This is a genomic window from Mesorhizobium sp. BH1-1-4, from assembly GCF_020165665.1.
Taxonomy (GTDB): Bacteria; Pseudomonadota; Alphaproteobacteria; order Rhizobiales; family Rhizobiaceae; genus Mesorhizobium.
This window is the reverse complement of sequence record NZ_JAIUIN010000012.1, coordinates 122,352-143,681: the sequence shown is the minus strand read 5'-3', so window position 1 is coordinate 143,681 and position 21,330 is coordinate 122,352. Positions and strand designations below refer to the sequence as shown.

General features: G+C 57.0%; 18 protein-coding genes. 7 read left to right on the top strand and 11 right to left on the bottom strand.

What is annotated here, in order from left to right:
- Nucleotides 1-183: 183 nt before the first annotated feature.
- From LB569_RS20745 to LB569_RS20730, 4 genes are all read right to left on the bottom strand, one after another.
- Nucleotides 184-1,233 carry a hypothetical protein gene (locus tag LB569_RS20745; protein ID WP_224693895.1) on the bottom strand — a complete coding sequence of 350 codons (1,050 nt, stop codon included), beginning with the start codon at nt 1,231-1,233 and terminating at the stop codon, nt 184-186.
- 37 nt (nt 1,234-1,270) lie between these two features.
- Nucleotides 1,271-2,755 (bottom strand): hypothetical protein, encoded by a 1,485-nt coding sequence (locus LB569_RS20740; protein WP_224693894.1) that lies wholly within the window; start codon nt 2,753-2,755, stop codon nt 1,271-1,273.
- Nucleotides 2,752-3,738 (bottom strand): nucleoid-associated protein, encoded by a 987-nt coding sequence (locus LB569_RS20735; protein WP_224693893.1) that lies wholly within the window; start codon nt 3,736-3,738, stop codon nt 2,752-2,754. The genes LB569_RS20740 and LB569_RS20735 overlap by 4 nt, the downstream gene beginning before the upstream one ends.
- 347 nt (nt 3,739-4,085) lie before the next feature.
- Nucleotides 4,086-4,481: a tyrosine-type recombinase/integrase gene (locus tag LB569_RS20730; protein ID WP_263494862.1), complete on the bottom strand. Its 396-nt coding sequence runs from the start codon at nt 4,479-4,481 to the stop codon at nt 4,086-4,088.
- A 312-nt stretch (nt 4,482-4,793) separates the two neighbouring features.
- On the opposite strand from LB569_RS20730, the gene LB569_RS20725 reads away from it, so the two are divergent.
- Complete coding sequence (locus LB569_RS20725) at nt 4,794-6,023, top strand: DUF4427 domain-containing protein (protein ID WP_224693892.1); 1,230 nt, start codon at nt 4,794-4,796, stop codon at nt 6,021-6,023.
- Between the two features lie 124 nt (nt 6,024-6,147).
- Entirely contained in the window at nt 6,148-8,445 is a 2,298-nt protein-coding gene (locus LB569_RS20720) for a restriction endonuclease (RefSeq protein WP_224693891.1), read from the top strand.
- 535 nt (nt 8,446-8,980) lie between these two features.
- Here LB569_RS20720 and LB569_RS20715 read toward each other — a convergent pair.
- Entirely contained in the window at nt 8,981-9,208 is a 228-nt protein-coding gene (locus LB569_RS20715) for a helix-turn-helix domain-containing protein (protein ID WP_224693890.1), read from the bottom strand.
- Nucleotides 9,209-9,454: 246 nt separating this feature from the next.
- Between LB569_RS20715 and LB569_RS20710 the strand changes: the two genes are divergently transcribed.
- From LB569_RS20710 to LB569_RS20695, 4 genes are all read left to right on the top strand, one after another.
- The gene (locus LB569_RS20710; RefSeq protein WP_224693889.1) at nt 9,455-9,883 is read left to right on the top strand and encodes a hypothetical protein; all 429 of its coding nucleotides are present in this window, start codon (nt 9,455-9,457) and stop codon (nt 9,881-9,883) included.
- 244 nt (nt 9,884-10,127) lie between these two features.
- Complete coding sequence (locus tag LB569_RS20705; protein ID WP_224693888.1) at nt 10,128-10,352, top strand: hypothetical protein; 225 nt, start codon at nt 10,128-10,130, stop codon at nt 10,350-10,352.
- Nucleotides 10,349-12,274: a recombinase family protein gene (locus tag LB569_RS20700; protein ID WP_224693887.1), complete on the top strand. Its 1,926-nt coding sequence runs from the start codon at nt 10,349-10,351 to the stop codon at nt 12,272-12,274. Before LB569_RS20705 ends, LB569_RS20700 begins: the two co-directional genes overlap by 4 nt.
- Nucleotides 12,275-12,479: 205 nt before the next feature.
- Nucleotides 12,480-12,650 (top strand): hypothetical protein, encoded by a 171-nt coding sequence (locus tag LB569_RS20695; RefSeq protein ID WP_224693886.1) that lies wholly within the window; start codon nt 12,480-12,482, stop codon nt 12,648-12,650.
- Between the two features lie 399 nt (nt 12,651-13,049).
- Here LB569_RS20695 and LB569_RS20690 read toward each other — a convergent pair whose 3' ends face one another.
- The gene (locus LB569_RS20690) at nt 13,050-13,343 is read right to left on the bottom strand and encodes a LysR substrate-binding domain-containing protein (RefSeq protein WP_224542605.1); all 294 of its coding nucleotides are present in this window, start codon (nt 13,341-13,343) and stop codon (nt 13,050-13,052) included.
- A gap of 825 nt (nt 13,344-14,168) precedes the next feature.
- Nucleotides 14,169-14,441 carry a hypothetical protein gene (locus tag LB569_RS20685; protein ID WP_224542556.1) on the bottom strand — a complete coding sequence of 91 codons (273 nt, stop codon included), beginning with the start codon at nt 14,439-14,441 and terminating at the stop codon, nt 14,169-14,171.
- Between the two features lie 767 nt (nt 14,442-15,208).
- On the opposite strand from LB569_RS20685, the gene LB569_RS20680 reads away from it, so the two are divergent.
- A complete protein-coding gene (locus LB569_RS20680) occupies nt 15,209-15,967 on the top strand; it encodes a helix-turn-helix domain-containing protein (protein WP_224542555.1) in 759 nt (252 codons plus the stop codon).
- 485 nt (nt 15,968-16,452) lie between these two features.
- Here the strand turns inward: LB569_RS20680 and LB569_RS20675 are convergent, their stop codons facing one another.
- From LB569_RS20675 to LB569_RS20660, 4 genes are all read right to left on the bottom strand, one after another.
- Entirely contained in the window at nt 16,453-16,902 is a 450-nt protein-coding gene (locus LB569_RS20675) for a hypothetical protein (RefSeq protein WP_224693885.1), read from the bottom strand.
- A 911-nt stretch (nt 16,903-17,813) separates the two neighbouring features.
- Entirely contained in the window at nt 17,814-18,500 is a 687-nt protein-coding gene (locus LB569_RS20670) for a YoaK family protein (protein WP_224542553.1), read from the bottom strand.
- 396 nt (nt 18,501-18,896) lie between these two features.
- Nucleotides 18,897-19,901 carry a cytochrome d ubiquinol oxidase subunit II gene (gene cydB, locus LB569_RS20665; RefSeq protein WP_224693884.1) on the bottom strand — a complete coding sequence of 335 codons (1,005 nt, stop codon included), beginning with the start codon at nt 19,899-19,901 and terminating at the stop codon, nt 18,897-18,899.
- Between the two features lie 3 nt (nt 19,902-19,904).
- Nucleotides 19,905-21,329 (bottom strand): cytochrome ubiquinol oxidase subunit I, encoded by a 1,425-nt coding sequence (locus tag LB569_RS20660; RefSeq protein WP_224693883.1) that lies wholly within the window; start codon nt 21,327-21,329, stop codon nt 19,905-19,907.
- Nucleotide 21,330: the final 1 nt, after the last annotated feature.

The window sequence follows — 21,330 nt, the reverse complement described above, 5'->3', positions numbered from 1 at the left end:
GACGGAAAACCACCGTCTCACGGGGCATGCGCATGCGGCATTTCGATTCACCAGATACTTTCCCCGGACAGCCCTGCGCGATGGGGGAAGACGACAGTATGCTTTAGAAGGGCAGGCAGGATACAGCGGTCCCGAGGAGCTTCATCGAGAGCAGTCTGTGCCTTTCCATGTCGTTTTTTTGAACTACCGCCCGAGGGCCATCAGAAAAGCATCCATACGCTCGAAAAGGACATTCTCGGGCTGATCGCCTTTCGAAGCCCCTTCGAGCATCTTGCAGAGGTCATTCAACGAGATGGTAAGAATGAACTTCCCATACTCCCGAAGGATCCCCTTTGCTGCGTCTACCGCATGCTTCGAGGCACCCTTTCGGGCAATGACGATCGCTACAGTTCTCAAGCCATTGGCCACGAGGTACTTCTCGGTAATTTGAATCTCGCGCTGACCGATGGGGTCTGCGTAATTCTTTGCTTCGAAGACCACGTATCGCGTCGAAAAGTCAGAAGCCAAATCGGACCAGAACGATGTTCCGGTTGACCTGATCCTGCCCACCAGATCCATTCGATTAAGATCATCGCTGGTTCTTTGCTGGCGGACGAAGTTCGAGAGATGAGCGCTGAACAGGAAACGGATTGCTTCCTCGCAGGCGAGTTCGAACGCCCTCCAGCCCGCCTCCGCCTGCTCGATCGATCGGAGCCTGGTCGCCAGCAGCATGCCTTGATCGTTTGGACCATCCACCTCTGGCTTTTCGATTACCTCATCAATGATCGTGTCGGCGATCAGGCCCTCCAGCGCCTCAGCAAGTTCGTCATCTCGGGCGACGATCTTGCGCAAGTCGTTGATCCCCCAAACGTCAACCTCATCGTCGAAGCCGGATGTTTCGATACGACGGAGTTCCGCTGCACCTAGGTCTTTTGTCAGGACGAGGATTCCGCGTGAATACGGACCACGCTGCACGACCTGGCGCAGGTGTCTGTGCGCATCTTTCGCCCAAGTATGCCAGTCGTGCTGCCAGCGAAGGACTTTGAATTCAACGGCGACAGGACCGGATTTGTCCGCTGGCGTAAATGCGAGATCGGGTTCCGAGCGGAACATCTCCCAATCCTCTTCCGACTCCGGTGGCTCTGCTGGCTTCATACGAACAGCCTGCCCTACTCCGTCTTGCGACAATGCGCGCTCGAGAAACTCTTCCCACTCGAGACCGAGATTCATCATCTCAATCTGCAGTTCTTTCATTTGGCCCATCGTCGCGTCCGCTGACTCTGAAAGTGCGTTAGGGAGTTGTTGGCGCCGCAGGAGGCGATGACGAAAAGATCGGTGTGGATGTCATCCGATCCCATAGGTCGCCGATCAACCGCCAGGCGTCCGACAGCAGGGCTAGGATAGGATCTGCAACGGCCATCACTCCGGCGGGATAGACTACCCACAGGAGTGCACCAATCAGCACAACGTAGACTGCCAGCACTGGGACAATTGAGACTCGATAAACCCATCGGGCTCGCGAAATTGGCCGGGTGACCAGCTCAGCCCACTGTTTATCAGACATGAAGGCGTAAAGGCGCTGCCGCCATTGCGCGCGAACTTGCTTGGCGAGGACATCAAATCGCCAATTGGAAAGCACAGTGGTCAGCAAGCTCGCAAACAGCAACGCCGCCGCACCCAACGAGGCAATATTCACAGCAGAGGAGTTCGTTGTGGCCGAGCGCAAAGCAAACGCTGCACCCGCGATGGCTGCATCTCGCCAGAGAGCAGACAAAAGATCGCGCGTGGCTATCTGCGATCGCGCAACCTCATCCTGCAGGGCCTTTCGGAGATCACCCAAGGATTTGATTGCTTCCTTGCTGTCGTCCTGCAGATGGAAGGCAAATGCCTCGCGTGCGCTGGCCAGCGCGTGGTCCAGGATACCTCTGAGGCCAATGGGCCATTTGGCACTGTCTGGCCAATACAAAGCCAAGTGGTTGTTGAGCAGGTGGAACTTCGTCTCGGTGTCACGCCGTTGGTCGTAAACCCATCGGACCGCTTCCGTGACAACATCAAAAAGCTGAGATTGCGGCTTGCTGAGATCAACATCGGCGAAGGCAGACCTGGCGCCCTTCAGCACGACCTGTTTGCTCGCGTCTGATGTTCGAATTTCAGTTGGCAGGCAAAAGATCAGGCTCCTTACGGCGGCTTCTTTCCAAGCGGAGAAAACGCCTGAACTCTCGTCACCCGGGACGATCAGGTACCAAGGCCGGATGTCGATCGGGGCTGATTGATAGCTCTGGTCTCGAACCAATCTGCGTGGGCTGTCGAAGGTGTCTTCTAGGCGTTTCTGATCGACCGCGCTGCCCCATGTAGAATAGACGCATGATCTCGTGGCAAACTGCAAAAACTCCTCGGCGACCCATATTTTGCGAGCGGTAAGCATGAACTCGGGATCACCGAGGGCCGCTTCGAAGCCTGCTCGGGTAACGAAGTATGCCGCGTCGGCTTCGACCCTCTTCGTTAACCTGACGGAGACAGCTTCGCCCTCTATGCTCGACACATCCCCATTTGCGAGGCCGAACTCCCCGCTGATCTCCCCAAACACGGCCAGCGTTCCTTGCTTGGCCAAGGCCAACGTCGAAGCCAATTCAGAGATCCGATTGAAATGCCCGACGGCAATGTTTGGGATCTGATCGACTCGACAGACCGATGTCGTCTCGGCAAAAACCGCACCTTCCGACGCGGCCATTCGCTGAAACAGGCTACCGAGTTCGATCATCTCCTGGAGCGTCATAGGTTCGTCAATCGGCTGGTCGTGATGGTGATGACAGTACCCGCAGCCGTCGTTGCCGTTTTCACAGTATCCGACGCCTGCTCCGGTACGTCGATCTTCACACCCTCCGCGGTCTTATACTTCTGTGGACGCAGCTTCTTCACTGCGCCTTTGTCGAACTTGAAGACCTCGCCTTCCATGCCTTTTTTGGCCAAACCTTTGTCGAAGCTGGCCCGCACCGCAGCGCTGCCATGTGCGCCGAAAAACTCGGCGAAGAACTCGGCGGCGTCGAACTTGTCGCGCTTGTGGACGGTGTCGTAGTACCGATCACGCACATTCTGCGTGATATCATTCGGCAAATCGTTCTGATGCTTCTTTACCACCTCAACGACCAGCGCCTCGACGGCTTGAGTCATTTGCTTGTCATCGAAGAGTCGCTTGCATGCAAGAAATCCACGGAAGAAATCGGTGATCTCGTGACGAACGGTTTTGTCGACAACAACGATGTTGTCATCGCTATCGACAATCTCGATCAAGGCAGACTTTTGCAGCGCGTCGGCCGACTTCGTGAACGAATTCGCGATTGCTTTCAGGATCGCCTTTGCATCCTCGGTAATGTCGTAGGTGACTGCCTCTTCATGGTCGTATTTCAACACGGACAACAGCTTGCGCTGGCCGGTGACCAGCGTCATCAAGATCATCACGCCTGGCTTGATGCGCTTGTCTCTGCCCGCGTGAAATGTCTGCGCGAGCGTCTTTGAGACCGGTACGAACTGGGCTTCGTCGTCCAAGACCTGCTTCAGCAGTGTCCTAGTTATCGAACCGTCGGCGAAGGTGAACCGGTTTCCTCGTAACGTCTCCATCGCCCTCTCGAGGAAGAAATCCTCGAAATCTCCGATGGGCGTCTCATCGAGCAAGATCGGCTCATCGTTACGATGATGAACGACATGAAAGATGAACTTGTCGATCGAGAGATTTTCGATCTCTTCTTCCGATAGCTGCATTTACTTCCCCCAATGAAATCACAAGAAGCGCAAGCTACAGATTCCGCTCAGGAACGCAATTCGTTCGTTTTTTGTTCTATCATGGCCCAGAGGCGCCGTGAAGGCTTCCGCCTAGCGCCAAAGTGGTGTGTTGTGTGACAGGCTCGCCAGGGCAAGAAAGTCCACCTGCATCAGCGCCGTCCCGCCATGCCAGCAAATGCGCCGGTCTTTCTGTCCACTTGTGACGCTAAGCGGTCGTAAGCGTCCCAAAAGCTGCCAGTCCGCCCTCCACCCCTTATTTGCCGCAGTATCCGGGTATTCCGCTCGTCAAAGCGGCCATCCAAGCTGCGTCGGATGGCCGCCCAGCGTCAAATCTCGATTCGCTCTGCCAGGAGGAGCGCGTCCTCCACATCGACACCAAGGTATCGGACAGTGTTCTCAATCTTAGAGTGGCCGAGCAAGATGTGGATGGCGCGGATATTCCCGGTCGCCTTGTAGATCATCGACGCCTTCGTGCGTTGAAGCGAGTGTGTTCCACACTCCTCCGAACGCAGACCAATCGCGGTCACCCAGTCGTCGAGCAGGCGCGCGTACTGCCTCGTGCTCATATGTTTCGAGTGATCGATCCGGCTCGGGAAAGCATAGTCTTCGACCGAACCTCCCGGCCGTTCGAGCCAAGCGAGAAGATTGGTCCTTACATCGCTCGTGATTGGTGCCGACCTTCTGTTCGGCGTTCCAAGCTGCGCGCTCGCGGCTGGCATCATCGAATTGAGAATGGCCCAGGTGAGTTGTCCTCGGCCTTGATTGGCCGAGGGAGAAACGTCGCAGGACATTTCCGCTCAGGGGCCGTGAACCGACTGACAGGGGAGCACGCCCGTGAAAGCAGACGTGCACTTTACGGTCGAAGTGGACATTAGGGTGGAATCTCGTCCGGCGTGCCATCCAGCTTCGGGAAACAAAAAACGGGCGAAGGCCTTGAAACACGTCCGCCGATTCATCGCGCGCAGGGAGAACCGTTCTCCCGGAAACTTGATTTCCGTTGACGGTGCTGCCTATCGCTCGTGTACATTCCTGGCATGCAGAACAATGACCGCTACGACCTGTCTGATCGTCTCATCCATTTCTTTCGTCCTGTCGATCTGGAATCGGCAAGCGCACCGGACTGGCCAGAGGACACCGGCTATGCTTCTGTGTCCGAGGAACCCTTACTCCGGCCACAGTTTCTGCTGCGACACGCCATCAGGATGGGGCGGCTGTACGCGACCTGGTCAATCCGGAACGGCAGACGGACCGTTCACGGAATGCAGCCTGTCGTCTGCTTCACCGAAATGCCAATTCCGGCCTTCATTGAAGCGGCGCGTACACGAGAAGCTGCAGGCGAAGCCATCAGCCCGTACGGCATCGTTTTTTCCAAGAGTGCCGCGTTCTCCATGGGTGCCCGCCCTGTCATATACGGGCTTAGCAGCGCCACCAATGCAAGTGGCGGTACGAACGACACGCCGAGGCTGTTCGATGAAGCTGCACTGCCCCTTGCCGAACAGTATCGCTACGTCGCCTATAATCCGACTACCGGAAAACTAGATTGGTCGCACGAAAGAGAATGGCGGTGGCCGCTGGACGTCGAACCCCTGACAGGTCTCGACGGAGTTCCTCCTAACCATTCCGACAGCATCCCGGGACTGGACCTCGATTCACCAGCTCTGGCCGGACTGGGTGTTGTCGTTGCGACAACGGGGGAGGCCGACCAGATCGTCTATGACGTTCTGACCAAAGTGGACCGGGGCGACATCAAAAGGCGGCACTATCAGTTTGTGCTGCCGCACCAAGCTATCTCCGACTGGGCTGGCTTGCGTGATCGCGATCAACTCGACAAAGAGATCCAGGACAACCTTATCGACCTTAAGGCATTTTTCACCCAGTCGGATGCGGCTTCGACGTCGCTGATTTCCGAGTTTGACTCCATTGTGTCGAAGCTTTCTTCCAAGCGGAAACCGCCGGAGATCGGCGAGCCCGGTGGCTGCTGGCTGTGGCTTCTGGACAACAGGCATCCAATGGTGCGCGCCCTGGTTGCCAAAGGCAGGATTACGTTCAACAAGGATGGAAAATACCTCGTGCCAATTGACGATTCCTCGGGCCACAACCTTCAGCAGCGCGAGCAGTTCGCAACAGACCTCGGTGCAACCCTAAAGAAGCATAATGGCATGCGCGCAACTTACTTTTCCGTCCTAGGAAAATATGATCCTGATGATGTTCCGTTTTATAACGGGGATGAACTGGATGATCGCCTCTTCTATAACTGGAATTGATCTTCATCTATTTCCGTAGACGACGAAAATAGGGAGCGCCGCGGCGGCGTCTGATTCCAGAAATAATACGTACACCTCCAAAAGGGTACCGATTGCGGAACAGGTACGTTTAACGCGGACAGTCATGAGCGATTACGATTTTCACCAGCTTTCACCCTATGACTTTGAGATCATAACAAGGGACCTTCTGCAGGCCCGTGACGGTTTCATTCTTGAAAGTTTCAAAACAGGCAGGGACGGTGGAATCGACTTCCGGCACGCCTCCGCCGCCAAAGGAAAAATCATAGTCCAGTGCAAACACTATCAGGCCACCGGAATTGATGGTTTGCTCGCGTCCCTTCGGAAAGAGGTGCCAAAAGTTCTGGCGCTGAACCCTGATCGCTACATCGTAGTCACATCATTGGGCCTTACGCCAAATAATAAGGGTGACATCGCTTCTCTCTTCGGACCATACATAACGTCAACGGATGACATCGTTGGGCGAGACGACCTCAACAATTATCTCGGCCTCTATAAACATATCGAGACCGCTCATTATAAGCTGTGGCTGGCCAGTACGAACGTACTGCAGGTTGTGCTGAATAACGCCGAGAAGACCCGCAGTGATTTTGAGGTTCAACGTATTTACAGAAATCTGAAAAAGTATGTCCAGAGCGGCGCATACAAAACCGCGCGCGACATTCTGGACGAACACAATGTGCTTATCATCTCCGGGCAGCCTGGCGTGGGCAAGACAACCCTCGCAGAAATGCTGATGTACGAGCGGCTTGAGAAGGGGGCCCAGCCGATCGTCGTGAACTCGGATATTGAAGAAGCCAGAAAGCAGTTCAATATTGAAGTTCCCCAGATTTTCTACTACGACGATTTCCTGGGCGCATCTTTCCTCGGCCAGCAGAGTGCATTCGTGGGTAAAAACCACGACCGTGACCTTCTCAGATTCGTCGAGATGGTCTCAGCCTCCAAAACGTCACGCCTCATTCTGACGACGCGCGAACACATCCTCCAGCAGGCAATGGCGATGTCCGAGCGTGTTTCAGGTGCGGGTCTCATTGACCGACGCTGCGTGCTCGACATCCGTGACTACAGCCTGCATCAAAAGGCACGGATTCTTTACAACCACATCTACTTCAGCGACCTGCCGCGCGCTTATCGGGAGGCGCTGCTAGCTGGCGGCTTCTATCGGAAAATCATCGACCACGGCAAATTCAACCCGCGCCTTGTCGAGTGGCTGTCGTCCTACAGCCGTGTCAGAAGTGTCCCCCCGGATAAATATCAGGCCTTTGTTCTGTCGCTTTTGGACAATCCGGCTCATATCTGGCTCCATGCCTATACCGAGCAGCTTTCAGACTCTTCGCGCTCGATGCTGCTTGCGCTCCATTCTATGGGCGGCGCCGGTCCAAATGAAGCTGTTCTTGCCCTTTTTGGGCGCCTCAACGAACATAGGGCACAGAAATACAACTACACCCGCCGTACCGATGACCAGCTCCGCTCGATGAAAGAATTGACCGACGCGTTTGTTGGATCAACAGGCAACGGCCTGCAGTACATAAATCCGTCGGTTGGCGACCTGATGACTCACGTTATTCGTGAGCAGCCGGAAAACGGTGTTGATATTATTGCATCGGCAAATCGCTTCAGAGAGATGAAGACGGTTATCGATCTTTCTGAGGGCAATGAGGGAAAACCTCTACGCGAGGCTCTCTTCGAAAAGCTTGGTCTACTCATCGACAACATTGCGACAACAGCAGCGGGAGGGGTCTATGTGCAAAGTCCGGGTGGGCTCATACGCGTTGATATCGATCATGATGACAGGCTTTCCTGCCTAGCCAGATTCGCAGAGCAGTCTAGGAACGTCAGGCTTTTGCCGATCATCGATCAGCTCATCGCTGAGGTAATCGATCGTGTTTCACGCGGCTACAATCACATAGAGGAGGCTGCAGATCTTGTGGATCTCTTCAGCGGTTTCTCCTGGAGCGAACTCAGCAACCGTGGCGGGATTTCTGACAGACTGCGTGATGCCATGTTAAAGGCTGCAGAAAATGGCGCTCCACCGTCCGGCCTCAGACGCCTTATTGAGCACGTCACAGAAGGCAACCTAACGCTCGACGAAAGTCAGAAAGTCCGATTGGAAGCCGCCCGCGACAGGTTTTTCAGAGAAAAATTCTCGACGGCAATATCGGAATGCACGAGTACCACCGCATATAGTGAGCTTGAAGACGCCGTACGGACGATCGGGTCCTATTTCGCGGAAGACGTATCGTGGGAAATCGAAAAATTAAATGAAGCGTCAGCGGAATTTGAAGCAAATGAAGAAATGCGCGCAGATGCTACGGAAGATGACTGGAAGGAAAGGCATTACGCCGAACGCAGTGCCGACCAGGAAATCTCCGAAATGTTCGCTTCCCTCTCGTCAGACGAGTAGGGGTCACCTCAGAACCACTCTACAACATTTCTGCGATCCCGGCGCCGTTGCAGATCGGCTAGTGCGGCGTTTCCGATATGCGTCAGCGAGCGAGGGAGATACTCGCCCTCACCAAAATGAACTGGAATTCGAGCGAGGGCATCGGCCATCATCCGTTCACCGTGTCCTTTGCCCGAAAGGTCGGGGAGGCTGATGACGGAGCTTTGCGACACCAAGCGCCCAATCCGTCCAATCGCTTCTATATGTGAGTGGCTGCGGCCCGGCTCTATGGCCTTAGCGATGTCCTCGACCGAACGCCTTGGCGGTTTCGGCCCATACGGGTGACGATCCCCGACCACCTTCATCGCGCCGACGAAGGTGTGGCTGATCTCACTTCGGGGCGTACCAAACGATGCGATGGCTCTGATGCGGCGAGGATGTCTGCTTTCGGTCTAAGGTCTTTCACTGTCTGAATGACCGAAGTGAGGGCGCAAAGCCGCCGCTCGCTCGCTACGGCGCCTTTGGAGGCGCGCTCGCGAGCGGCCACGCGCGTTCCCTAGTCTAAATGACCGCTCTTCGACTTACGAATGAGTGCTTCCGGCTCCATTCCGAGCGCGTCGGCGATGCGTCCGAGAACCGTGACACTGGCCGAAACATCGGCGCGTTCAATCGCCCCTATGTAACGAGAACTCAAGCCCGAGCGCTCTGCCAATTCCTCTTGCGTCAAATGCCGTCTGTTTCTGGCTTGCCGCAAATTGATAGCGAAAATTTCCTTTAGGTCCATCCCGAGAGATAACTCGCGAATGGAACGATCATTCCAGGAACGATAGTTCCTATTCGCAGTTTTGTATGCTATGAAGTGAACCTCCGTTCGTCAGCATGATGGTCATCTGCAATGAATGACGCCTCTGAGGTTCCAATCGACAGCGGCCGCTCTCTCGATCTCGTTCTGGCCCTTTGGCGGGACTGGCAACAGGCTCGATATGTTTCGCTGATGCTATGTCGGGTGCAGCAGCGATTGGAGGCGCGAATGATGGTCGATACCGGAATTCAGGTATTGACTGCAGGCGCGTCCGCGCCGCGTCGAAGATCAGCAGCGACGTCCGACGCAGCCTCTCGATACGCCATAGCTTGCGAAGCCGAAGTTCTTGCCATGACCGAGGCGCTCAAACTTCAGGACCAAATGCCCGACCTCCGGTCCTCATCGCTCCTCGGCATTGTTGCTAAGTTGGAAATGATTGCCGGCGCCGACAGGGATATCGGTGATCCCACCGATTTCCCATGGCCGCATATCGCTTCAGTCCTAAAAGATTTGAAGGCAATCACAGGGGATCTACATCGCAGTCGACCGGACCGCGCCATTACCCGTGCTGACGTTGAGAGATATTGGAACGAAGCCACCAAGTTTGTGACGGCACTTTCGGACGAGGGTCCCCAGCGGAATGCGCCTGTCTCGTGAACTTTGCGTCGCCGTCGTAGGCGCGGGCCCCCAGCCCAGGTGCACTCTCCCTTGGAGAATGGTGCCGGTAGGAGCAGATTGGAAAGCTTGGCGACGCCCCGGAACGAGCTTCGTGATATACGCAGCGGCGAAAACACATCGCCGTCCAATCTCGTTCGGTTGACCCCTGTCCGATTTATACGCTGCGGCGTCCCAATTGCACGATTGATAGGACGCGCCTCTTTGCTCGCCGCGGGTCATCGCGATGCTAGCTCTTGTGAAGCCGGCACCAGACACAGGCAATGGTTCTTCCCTCATCGAGACCGCCGCTGCGGTAGCGCCGGAAGAGCTTCGCAAAGCCATGCTTGAGTTCGTCGAAGCGCTTGCCATCGCTGATGCCAGGCGCGATCATGTCGTCGCTATCGGCTCATCGATTGACCGAAGTTTTGAAATTGATTCGGATCACGTCCAGAAGGCTCCCAAGATATGACGCGAGCCGCTATCTACGCTCGTTTTTCGACCGAGCTTCAAAACGAAAAGTCCACCGAAGACCAAATTGCCCTTTGCCGCGCTTATGCAGCTCGCAATGGTCTAGATGTCGTTGCAGTCTATGAGGATAAGGCGCGCTCCGGAGCGTCGTTGTTCGGTCGCGCCGGGCTCCTGACTTTGCTGGAGGCGGCAGGCCAAAAATCGTTTGATGCGATAGTGGTCGAAGCGCTTGACCGGCTATCACGCGATATGGCGGATCTCGCAGGTCTTCATAAGCGGCTCTCTTTTCTCGGTATCGAAATCCAGGCGGTTCATGATGGTATCGCCGATGCGGTCCTCATCGGTATTCGTGGGCTGGTAGGTCAAATGCAGAGGGAAGATGGCGCCAAGAAGGTGCGGAGGGGCATGGCTGGCGTTGTCCGTGATGGACGTCACGCCGGAGGCCGGGCCTATGGCTATCGACCTATCTTAGGTCGCCCTGGCGAACTTGAAATCGTCGAACGGGAGGCAGAAGTTGTCCGGCGCATTTTTGACGCCTACTCTGCCGGTCGAACCCCCCGAGACCTAGCTGGTGATCTCAACCGCGATGGAATAGCGCCGCCGCGAGGAACACGCTGGAACGGCTCCACCATCAACGGAAATGCCCAACGCGGGGCGGGTCTGCTCTTTAACGAACTCTACGTTGGTCGGATCATTTGGAACAAGGTCCGAATGGTGAAGAACCCCGATACTGGCAAGCGCGTCTCCAGGCCAAATCCGAAGGACCAGTGGCAGACGAAAGAGGTTCCGCATCTTCGCATTGTCGACGACGACGTTTGGCAAAAGGCACAGGCACTCAAAGTCGCGAGGGTGAACGCATCCTCTCATTTCAAGCGTCGCCCGGCGCACCTATTATCCGGCCTACTTCGCTGCGGCATCTGCGGATCGGGTATGTCGGTTCACGATCGTGACAAGACGGGCAAAACGCGTATCAGGTGCTCCGCCGTTCGTGAAAGCGGGAGCTGCTCCAACCGGCGCGTTATTTACCTGCCCGAGATCGAAAGGGCAGTCCTCGATGGCATGCGCGAGCAGCTGAAAGCGCCGGACCTGATCGAGGTATACATCCGCAAATATAACCAGGAGCGCCGAGAATTGGCGGCACGGTCGAACTCGATGCGCTCAGCGCTAGAAGGCAAGCGCGATCGGGCAAAAGGCGAACTTCAGCGGGCGATCGACCTTGTGATCAGGGGCGTGATTGCTGAAGAGGATGCCAAGCAGCGGATCGCAGAACTCAAGTCACAGCTTTCTCTGATCGAGGCGGAACTCTTTAGTCTCAATGAGCCACCATCAGCCGTGGCTCTCCACCCAGCCACCTTGCAGCGGTATACCAAAACCGTCGATGGCCTTTCAAAGGCGTTGGCCGACCACGCGACTGCTGCAGATGATCGTGGTCCACTCATACAAAACTTCCGAGAGCTTGTTCATAGCGTTACGGTGCACCCAAAACCTGCACGCAAAGGCTTCGAAATCGAGGTCAAGGGCAAGCTCGCCGCCCTTATTGGCGGAGCAGCGTTCCCTACCGCGCGGTACACTGGAAAGCCCACCCCATTAGGCGGCCGCTACGGTGCGGCCGTCAGAGACGATAGTGGGTGTGAGGTGGTAGCGGGAGAGCGCTACCAACCCCTGTCCGTTCGAGGATTGGCCTACGCGGCTTCACTCCGACATCGCGCGCCATTGTCCCGGCGTGGGGCTACCCCGCGGCGTCGAAGGTCTCCTGGTTACTGCATCGCAACATCTCCGTTCCGTCCTGTCTTTTGGCCAACGCACCCGCATCTTGCGCGTGACGATCGGTTAGCTCGCTTGCAACGATCCTTAGCGCATCCATCTCAACGCCGGAATGCCTGCGACACACGCGGGCGGCGAAGGCGTGCAGCGGCGTGCTAACAGGACGGTTTGCTCCGGATATTTCGTCCTGCAGGGATGAGTTGAATGCCGACGATTGCCGGATAGCGCTTGAAGAAGCAGCGGCAGGGTGGCGGAGATTCGCGACGGGAATATGTGAATGCCTTGTACCTGCTGCGTCCTTTTTCGGTTTCGTATTGCCTTTGTACGAGGGTGGTTTTATTCCAACGCAGTCGGTGGGCTCACTATGGCGCGAAAGAAAAAAGAACCACCAGTTCGATTCTTCACGGCCGATGGCGTCGAGGTGGAAACCATCCTCGATTTGGCCGGCCCTCACAAGGATGAACTGGTGAAACGATTCGTTGCGGCGCTGGCGCGAGACGCGGCGAGGCGGGATTTTCTCGCCGAGCGTGGCTAGTCCCGCGTTACACCTAACGGGCCGTCCCCGGATTCGTTCAGAATGCGGGGTTGCCGTTCAACGCGCGTGAGCCGTGTTGCCTCCGAGAGGAGGGTCCATTCCTCCTCTCGGTTTATGGGTTCAGCAGACCACACGAGAACATATGACGGATATGGGTTGGCGAACCGGGCGCTAAATCCTTGATTTTCTATTGAAAGTCCTGTCCCTCCGCGAGTAACATAACTGTTGTTCGTCAATGGGTTACGAAGCGGTTCGCCCAAATTGATTCAAGAAGCTGATGTAGCCACTCGCTGACCGCATTTATCCTTCAACCGATTGGCAGCTTCGCGCCCACTTTCGGTCAACGCGAGGCCTTTCGCGATTACCCCGAAGCAGACGTTCAAGGCTGCTTACGGTCGCTCAATTCAAGACGCAGAAAGGCAACGAGTCACCCCTGCTGCCCGGTCCGTTAGTTTGTCGTCCATCTGTGTGATCTCGGCCGCCTAAGGCGGGCGGGTGCGCCCTCTGCCCGTGTGACTCGCTATACCGCATCTCTTCAACGAAGGCGGAAAACGCCGGAGAGTTCTGCTTCCGGCTGGGATAATACAGGTGGTAGCCCTCGTAGGACGGGCACCATTCGGCTAGGACCTCAGCCAGCCTTCCGCTCGCGATGTGGGGAGCGGCCAACTCGAACGGCAAGAAGCCGAGACCGATTCCGTCATCGCCAAGTGCCGTTTCGAGGAATGACGATTGTCAAGCCGACGCTGAGCAGCTCGCCCATTTCAGCAACTGGCGAGCCTGACTTTGCCTCGGTGATCCCCTGGACCATGAAGGTCAGGCTGACGAGGCGCGTAACCAGCCGTCAGCCTGGCAGTGCCGAGTACGTCATACATCGTGGTGACCGGAAAAGGGGGCCGCAAATTCGCAACTTGGGCAACCGATACGAAAATGGTGGTTCCTGCCTTTTTCTCTGCGCCTAGAGATGAGCATGTTCTTGGTGGAAATTCGATATCGCAAAATCTCCGCAACACTAACTGCTACTTTGAGCGATCGATATCTGCCTAATCCACGGTATCGCGGGAAAACCTCCTCGAGTTTTTTTGTTTCGGCTCGCGGCATTTAGGTATTTCCGGCCTCTACGCCCGGCAATCAAGTTCGTATTCCTGCCCATCATCTTCAGTCTCCCATCGCTGTCGGCTGGTAGGGCCTTCTTTTGCGTTTTGTCGCTTTGCATGCGGGACGGCTGGGCTAAGAAGCGCAGCTAACTTCTCGGCGGTTTCGCTGCGTAACTGGCCGGGTTTACTGAGCTCCAGATAGCGACAGCGCTCCAAAAGCGGCGCGCAGGCGGCGCTCTGCCGAGTTGGGGCGGGCCATCGCCATAAAAGTGGGATCACTTGGGTCAGAGACAATTTTCATACGGGAGTACGACAAAGCCGGTCGGAAAAACCTGTCATCGTCATGCTGAGAGGATAGCGGGCGCCATCTCGAGACAATGGCGGGCCAATCGGCCGCGCCATTCACTCGGTGATGGACGCAGACTTAATGCTGGCCGCCCAGGGTATTCACGTTCGCGCAAAAGGCGGTGAATGGCTGCATTACCTCACCTGCGCATTCACCCTTCATCTTTGCCTGCTTTTCGACTGGCATTGAGAGGAAGACGCGCTCAAACTCCTCCCGGGGCTTCATAGTTTTCATGCTAGAATCGGTGAAGAACGCTGTCATAGTGTCTGGTTCATCCAGAATGCCGGCCAGAGCCTGACCGCAAATCGAAAGCATAAATGTTGCACAGATACAGATAGATTTGATGTTCATGGGAAAATCCTCTTGAGTTTGACAATACCCCAACGATGATCACGTTGGAATACTCAGATTAGCATCTTCCCGGCTGCTGTATTTTAGATAGGCACGAGCTTTGCCTATCTGCACGATTGTGCGGCTTCTGAATCTGTTTACTCCGCTTGTCTCTCACCTCGTGGATCAATTTTGATACTTAGGCACATCGGAGCAAAATGAATCCCGCCTACGACTTGCTGGACGTAGGTGGCATGAACTTGGTTCAGCGTCGATTCGAATAAGGCGCCTCACTGTCGGCGGCGCACATCGGCCTCGTAATCCATCAGGGCGGCTGCTTGGTCGCCAACCTGCTCCGACACTGTTCGTGAGGGCAGTCGGTAGGCGTATGGGGCCGCGTCCCCGGCAGAGCCCATAAGCGTGCCCAAAACCCAGGAGCGTGGGGCGTCGGTCCGAGTGCCAGCGAAGCGGAGCACATTGGGAAAGAGTGCGCCGATGGTCCCGGAAGAGGGTGTAGGTCTTAAGACCGGTGATCCTGTACGGATATCGTTGCGATTGTATCTAGGTAGTGGAGGTTTGAATATACGATTTAGCCTGGCGAACGCCGGTAGAGTTGAGCGTTTTGCTTGGCCAAATAATCTGGGCCCGTACTCGCCGAGGTAATCCCGGATGGGTTCGGAGCAAGCGCGATAGCCAGTGGTCTATTGGTTCCGCCGCCGCCTCAAGCCAAGCTTCGACCGCCGCCTGGGACCCTCAGGAAACACAGGTTTCATGAAAGGCCCAGGCAAATGGCTATTCAACCGCTTGCAAATTTTCCGGGACCGATGGCTCCTGTTGGTCTGCTGGTACCGAACGCGGTGCGGGAGGTTAACCGGCTCCAACCCACGACGGCAGCGGTGACGGCCAGGCCGAGCATGTTGCCGCAGGCGGCGGGCTCGACTTCCAGTAACGACGTTCCGTACGTGGATGTGGTGTTGTCAATCTCGGCGAGGCGCTCGGGCTGTGCCACCGATGGCGCAGGTTTCACCAGATCGGTGGCATCAGACGGTATGCCGTTCGATCCGGTTATTGAACGGCTACTTTCTCAACTTGAGGAGGCTGTCAGGCGCGAAGATGACGGCGTCCACGGAGACGCCATTCTCCACGCCGTCCTAGCTCGCTGGCTCTGGCTGCGACCGCTGTCCGCGGCCCAGCAGGAGGCCAACAACGGCGCATTGCCCAAATGGAGGCTGAAGCGGGTGACGGCTTATGTTGATGAGCATATCGGTGAAGCCATTTCGCTGGCGGATCTCGCTCGGGCAGCAGGCCTTAGCCGCATGTATTTCGCCGCGCAATTCAGGATAGCGACCAGTCTACGTCCTCACGAATATATCCTGCGTCGCCGCATAGAGCGGGCCAAGGACATGCTGATCAAGACCAATGACACGCTCGTCGAAATCGCGTTCGACGTGGGCTTCCAGACCCAGGCACATTTCACTACGGTCTTCAAGCGCTTTGCCGGCACCACGCCCGGCCGCTGGCGCCTGTCCAACCGCCTGGATGCTTGAGGCTTCCGGCCGATCGCCCGTCAAATGCTCCTACCCACAGCGGGACACCTGCACGGGACAAGCGCGAGGTGGAAGACCGTGGACTCATTGCTCGCCTAAAGTAATGACCTCGGCGGCGCCGTTCGGCCGATCTGCTTTCTGAAGTTGAGACTGCGAAAGCCCTCCAAGCGTTCGCTTACAAAACGGCTATTCACCGATCAAGGAGGTGTCGCCATCAAGGCTTCCATTCCGTCCCGAAGTTTTTGCGAGCGCTTAGAGGAGGGCAGTACAACTTTTTCATCGCATCGCATTTGCGCTCAGAAGCCGACGGAGTGCCAACGCAATTCCCCTAAGCGGAGAGGTCCGGCGCGGCAATACTGGCAGGCCATTTGCCAAAACGTGCACGCTTCCCCGCGGGACCGATGGTGGCCAGCCAAAGCCTTCTGGAATGTTCCCATCGGCGACGAAGGGGTAAGGCGCGTACAGCAGCGCGACAAGTAACCGTTTTACCGAAAAATCGTCGCCGCGCGTCGGCAGAGCCATGATCGCGCACCGCCAGATTTCTCCATCGAGTGCCCAGGTGCCCTGCTGATTGCTGGCATCCTTGTTGCCGCGGCGCGAACGCAGACGCGACGGAGGTGGCTGCGGCTGGGCTGGGGGAGAGCCGACAATCGGTCTGCGAGACGCGCGCCACCGCAAACTATGTCCAACGCCGCACCCCACTTCGAAAAGACGAAATCGGCACCGTGCTCGATCAAGATCGCTTCCGCCAGATACGGTTCGAGCACACCGAAATCATTAGGAGAAAAATTGCTCTCCGTTCGTCCGGTGGTGAGCTCGAACCTGGCGGCCCAAGCCTCGACAATGGAACGCACGGCAACCTTAAGATCGCAGTCTTCAAGCCAGATGAAGGGGCTTTCGTGCTCATTTGCACGATACTGATCCAGGTGGGCCATTTGTCGCTCCGACTTGAGAGTAGACTTCCCATCCTAAGTAGACCCTGAGAGCCAGAATGTATTGCATTTGAAACCGCTGCTTTCCAGAATGAACGGTTTGCCTGACACACCCAGGCCGAGCATTCCGCTCTCGAAGGGGCTCGCGCAGGATTCCTCTTGGCTTCCAGCCTAGCGGCCGCCGGCGACGTCAACCGGATAACCTTTCGCCCGGCAATATGGAAATCGCTACCGCGTTCTCAAAAGACGCTGCGGCTCCTTCCAGATAAATATCGCATCAGCCCAGGACATTCACGCGGTCCACGTCGAAGCCAGGCCTTGTCGCTGCCCCTCCCCGGCAAGAGCCTCTCATGGAGATCTCGTAGTTCCCCCCTGCGAGATACCGTATCGACGAGCGAGATTTCGAGCGATGTCCTGGGCACCTTTTTGGGAATAGCCGGAGGTTCTAAGCGGATCGATGTAGGGAGCCCTGCCGATATCGCTGACGTTGGTCTCGAGAGACCATTTGCTGAAGAGGAGCCCACGGCAATCGCCGGCCTCGCACTTGCAATCCCAGTGATCCGCCTAAGGGGCTCATGCAAGGTTTTGAGGACAACGGCTACGACAGAGGTCCACAACAAGACCTTTCGAGACCCGCATTGTGAGCAGTGATGTCCGTCACCAATGCCGAGACCGCTTATTCCGGCAAAACGGTCGTGGGTTGCGTGCGCAATGACCTATCAGTCGACAGACACGCGTCGCCAGCTTCGTTGTTGCCTGGGCCATCAACCATCCCTGGACTCATCTGAAAATGCTATATCGGAAACATGCTCGGCATGGCCACGTCGCCGAGCAGGCATGCTTTATGTGGGCGTTGGATTTCCCCTTGCAGCTATTGAACGACGGAAAACAGGGGCGTTCGCACACGCCAGTCCTTACGGCTGTCCAGCCTCTCTCGCGACGAAGACAAGTAAGAAGACGATTGCAGCAGGGATAATCACACCGCCCAACCCAATCGCTTTAAACACGATGGCGCCTGCGGCCACTCCGACCAGAAACCCGCCGATGATTATGGTGGTAGGGAGGAGAGTCGTTGGAAGGCAACGGTTCAAAATGCTGTCTGCGAGATCGATAGACAATTGGATGGTATTGGTTGTCATGACGTTGGTCGAACCGTAGCCGATCAGCAACAAACGTGTCGTGGCGCCCTGCACGCCCATTGCCGCGAGCCCGAGCAGCGCAATCTCCGCATTGAGTTCATCCGGTACTCGGAACAGCCAAGTCGCTGCAAGTACAGTTAGCAGCATTGCCTCGACACTTAGCATGATCGTCAGGCCCAACTGATCAAAGCGGGCGACCAGGCGTACGACGAAAGTTGCGACCATGCCGGACACCAGGAACACCGGTATCGCGAGTACCTTTAGCCCGTACTTGTCATTGGAATTCACGAGTTCAGAGCCCGCAACAACAAAGCTCCCCGTCGCCTGGGCAACGAAAAATCCTTCGAACGCTAGGAAACCGCAGGCGTCCACAAAACCTGCTACGAACGCGAGGGTAGCCGGTAGACGGGGTCTCGGGCCTAAGGTTGGCTTGGGCGGTTCACCAACTGTGGAGCTATTCATGTTAGAGACCCTTCGGCGGTTCTACGATCGCGGTGAAGGGCAGCCTACACATGCAGCGACCCGAAAGAATCCTCCCGACGTATGTCGTTTGAACCAATGAGTATTACCGGCGGTACACGCAAGTGTGAGGCTGCTGAACGGATGGTCTAGACGGCTATCGAAGCGACAATTTCAGGTGCACGAGAGAGCAGCAACCAACAACGGATACACTTGCGAAGTCTCACCAATCGATACTGACAGCGGCGAGTAGTTGGCAACGCACAGAACTGCGTTCGACGGCGTTGCGGTCGGGGTTGCACGGGCGCGGCCGCCAGCAAGCATGAGGAGCGATGGGCGGCAGTAGCGGTCGCTCAGGGGATGGATTTGGCCCCCGCGCAGTCGACGTGACCACGACCTTCAGCGATGGCGGGTTTTGCCCCGAAATACCCAATAGGCATGAGCCTGGTAGGCGAGGACGATAGGGATGACGATGATCAGCCCGGTACCGGCGAAAACCAGGGTCTGAGGATCGGATACGCCGTTCCAGATGGTGATTTGACGCGGCACCACATAGGGCCACAGGCTAACGACCAGGCCGACTAAGCCTAGCAGAAAGATGATGATGGCCAGCAAGAAGACCTCCGCCTCGCGCCCGATCCAGATGCGTCGCCAGATGGTCAACAGCAGGGCGGTGGTAAGCACCGGCACGGGCACGAGGAAGGCCATATTCGGCCAAGCGAACCAGCGTGCGGCGACCTCGGGAACGCTCCAGGAACTCCATGCGCTGACCACGAGCATCATGCCGGCGGCAAGGATCAGGGCCGAATGGGCCACCTCGCGGGCAAACACTTGCGTCGGCCCATCGGTTTTCCATATCAACCAACCGGCGCCGAGCAACGCGTAGCCGCCGACCAATCCGGCACCGCAGGCGAGGCCGAGCAGGCTGACGACATCAAAGATCCCGCCGGCGAACATGCCGTTCTCTATCTTCACGCCCTTGATCAGACCGCCGAGGATTAGACCCTGGCTTAGCGTTGCGACCAGAGACCCGCCCGCGAAGGCGATGTCCCAGACCCACCGAAATGCAACGGTCTGCAGGCGAAACTCGAAAGCTATCCCTCGGAAGATCAGGCCGAAGAGCATGAGCATAACGGGCAGGTAGAAAGCAGGCAGCAGAACATAGTAACCTGCGGGAAAGGCGGCGAGCAGCAGCGTGCCGCCCATGACGAGCCAGGTCTCGTTGGCGTCCCAAACCGGCTCGATACTCGCCATCATTAGATCGCGATCCTCGTTACGCGGCGCCAGCAGGAACAGTGTGCCGACACCGAGATCAAAACCGTCGGCCAGCACATACATGGTCACACAAAATGCGGCGAGCGCAGCAAACACCACGGGGAGATTCGCTGCCAAGGTCATGGACATGGCTTATTCTCCCGACGCGAGATGGGGGGCCGACCTGGAGGCAACAGCGGAGGTCGTTCCGACGATCGTCGAACCTCCGCGGTCGAGCCCGGGACGGACTAGGCGGGGGTCGGACACACTGATGTCGTGGGGGCCCCGAAGGGCGATACGTCCAGCGAACCAGAGGAACACCAGCAGCAGTACCATGTAGACGAGAAAGAAGATTGCCAGCGTCGTGGCTACGGCGTTGGCGGCTACCGGAGCTGCCGCATCGGCGGTGCGTAACTGGCCGTAGATAATCCAAGGCTGGCGCCCCGCCTCGGTGGTCGTCCAGCCGGCGAGTACTGCGATGAAGCCGAGCGGTGTTGCGGTGATGGCAATCAGCTGGAACCAGCGAGTGTCATAGAGTCTGTGGCGCCAGCGGAGCACCGCGCCGGTGACGGCGGTGGCCAACAGGATAAGGCCGATGCCGACCATGATACGGAAAGCGAAGAATACGATCGGGACATAAGGTTGGTCCGCGCGCGACACCGCCTTGAGGCCCTGCACCTCGCCATTCCAGGAATGGGTGAGATAGAGGCTGGCGAGGTGCGGGATCTCGATCGCGTAGAGATTGCGCTGCTTTTCCATGCTCGGCCAGGCAATCACGGTCATTGCCGGGCCGTTTGTGGTTTCCCATAGCCCCTCCATGGCGGCGAGTTTCACCGGCTGATGGGCGAGCGTGTTGCGTCCGTGCAGGTCGCCCAGCAGGATCTGCGTCGGAGTGAGCACCAGCGCCATCCACATGGCGAGCGAGAAGGCGACACGGCCGGCCTCGATATGCTGCCTTCGCCAGAGATGGAAGGCCGAGACGCCGGCCACCAAGAAGGAGTCAGTGATGAAACTGGCGCAGACCATGTGGGCGAGCCGGTAGGTAAAGGACGGATTGAATATCACCTGCCACCAATCGACGACATGGAAGATTCCTTGAGCATCGGCCACTGCGCCCTGCGGCGTCTGCATCCAGCTGTTGGCGGCCAGGACCCAGGTGGCCGACATTAGCGTACCGCCAGCTACCATGCAGCAGGCGAAGAAATGCAGCCCCTTGCTGACCCTGTTTTGGCCGAACAGCACGATGCCGATGAAGCCAGCCTCAAGGAAGAAGGCAGTCAGCGCCTCATACATGAATAACGGACCGAGCACATTAGAGACCGAGCGCGAGAAGCCGGCCCAGTTTGTGCCGATCTCGTAGCTGAGCACGAGGCCGGTGATGACGCCCATGCCGAAGGCCAATGCGAAAATGGCGAGCCAGAAGCGCATCAGGTCGCGATACACCTCGCGGCCGGTGCGCCACCACAGGCCGCTCAGCAACGCGACGAAACACGCAAGCCCGATGGTGACCGTCGGCCACAAGATGTGGAAGCCGATTGTGAAGGCGAACTGGAGTCGGGCGAGCATGACGGCGTCCATG

Excerpts from the sequence above, each read along its gene's own strand:
- LB569_RS20745 (WP_224693895.1), bottom strand. The coding sequence starts at position 1,233 with ATGAAAGAACTGCAGATTGAGATGATGAATCTCGGTCTCGAGTGGGAA.
- LB569_RS20740 (WP_224693894.1), bottom strand. The coding sequence starts at position 2,755 with ATGACGCTCCAGGAGATGATCGAACTCGGTAGCCTGTTTCAGCGAATG.
- LB569_RS20735 (WP_224693893.1), bottom strand. The coding sequence starts at position 3,738 with ATGCAGCTATCGGAAGAAGAGATCGAAAATCTCTCGATCGACAAGTTC.
- LB569_RS20730 (WP_263494862.1), bottom strand. The coding sequence starts at position 4,481 with ATGATGCCAGCCGCGAGCGCGCAGCTTGGAACGCCGAACAGAAGGTCG.
- LB569_RS20725 (WP_224693892.1), top strand. The coding sequence starts at position 4,794 with ATGCAGAACAATGACCGCTACGACCTGTCTGATCGTCTCATCCATTTC.
- LB569_RS20720 (WP_224693891.1), top strand. The coding sequence starts at position 6,148 with ATGAGCGATTACGATTTTCACCAGCTTTCACCCTATGACTTTGAGATC.
- LB569_RS20715 (WP_224693890.1), bottom strand. The coding sequence starts at position 9,208 with ATGGACCTAAAGGAAATTTTCGCTATCAATTTGCGGCAAGCCAGAAAC.
- LB569_RS20710 (WP_224693889.1), top strand. The coding sequence starts at position 9,455 with ATGATGGTCGATACCGGAATTCAGGTATTGACTGCAGGCGCGTCCGCG.
- LB569_RS20705 (WP_224693888.1), top strand. The coding sequence starts at position 10,128 with ATGCTAGCTCTTGTGAAGCCGGCACCAGACACAGGCAATGGTTCTTCC.
- LB569_RS20700 (WP_224693887.1), top strand. The coding sequence starts at position 10,349 with ATGACGCGAGCCGCTATCTACGCTCGTTTTTCGACCGAGCTTCAAAAC.
- LB569_RS20695 (WP_224693886.1), top strand. The coding sequence starts at position 12,480 with ATGGCGCGAAAGAAAAAAGAACCACCAGTTCGATTCTTCACGGCCGAT.
- LB569_RS20685 (WP_224542556.1), bottom strand. The coding sequence starts at position 14,441 with ATGAACATCAAATCTATCTGTATCTGTGCAACATTTATGCTTTCGATT.
- LB569_RS20680 (WP_224542555.1), top strand. The coding sequence starts at position 15,209 with ATGGCTATTCAACCGCTTGCAAATTTTCCGGGACCGATGGCTCCTGTT.
- LB569_RS20675 (WP_224693885.1), bottom strand. The coding sequence starts at position 16,902 with ATGGCCCACCTGGATCAGTATCGTGCAAATGAGCACGAAAGCCCCTTC.
- LB569_RS20670 (WP_224542553.1), bottom strand. The coding sequence starts at position 18,500 with ATGAATAGCTCCACAGTTGGTGAACCGCCCAAGCCAACCTTAGGCCCG.
- cydB (WP_224693884.1), bottom strand. The coding sequence starts at position 19,901 with ATGTCCATGACCTTGGCAGCGAATCTCCCCGTGGTGTTTGCTGCGCTC.
- LB569_RS20660 (WP_224693883.1), bottom strand. The coding sequence starts at position 21,329 with ATGGACGCCGTCATGCTCGCCCGACTCCAGTTCGCCTTCACAATCGGC.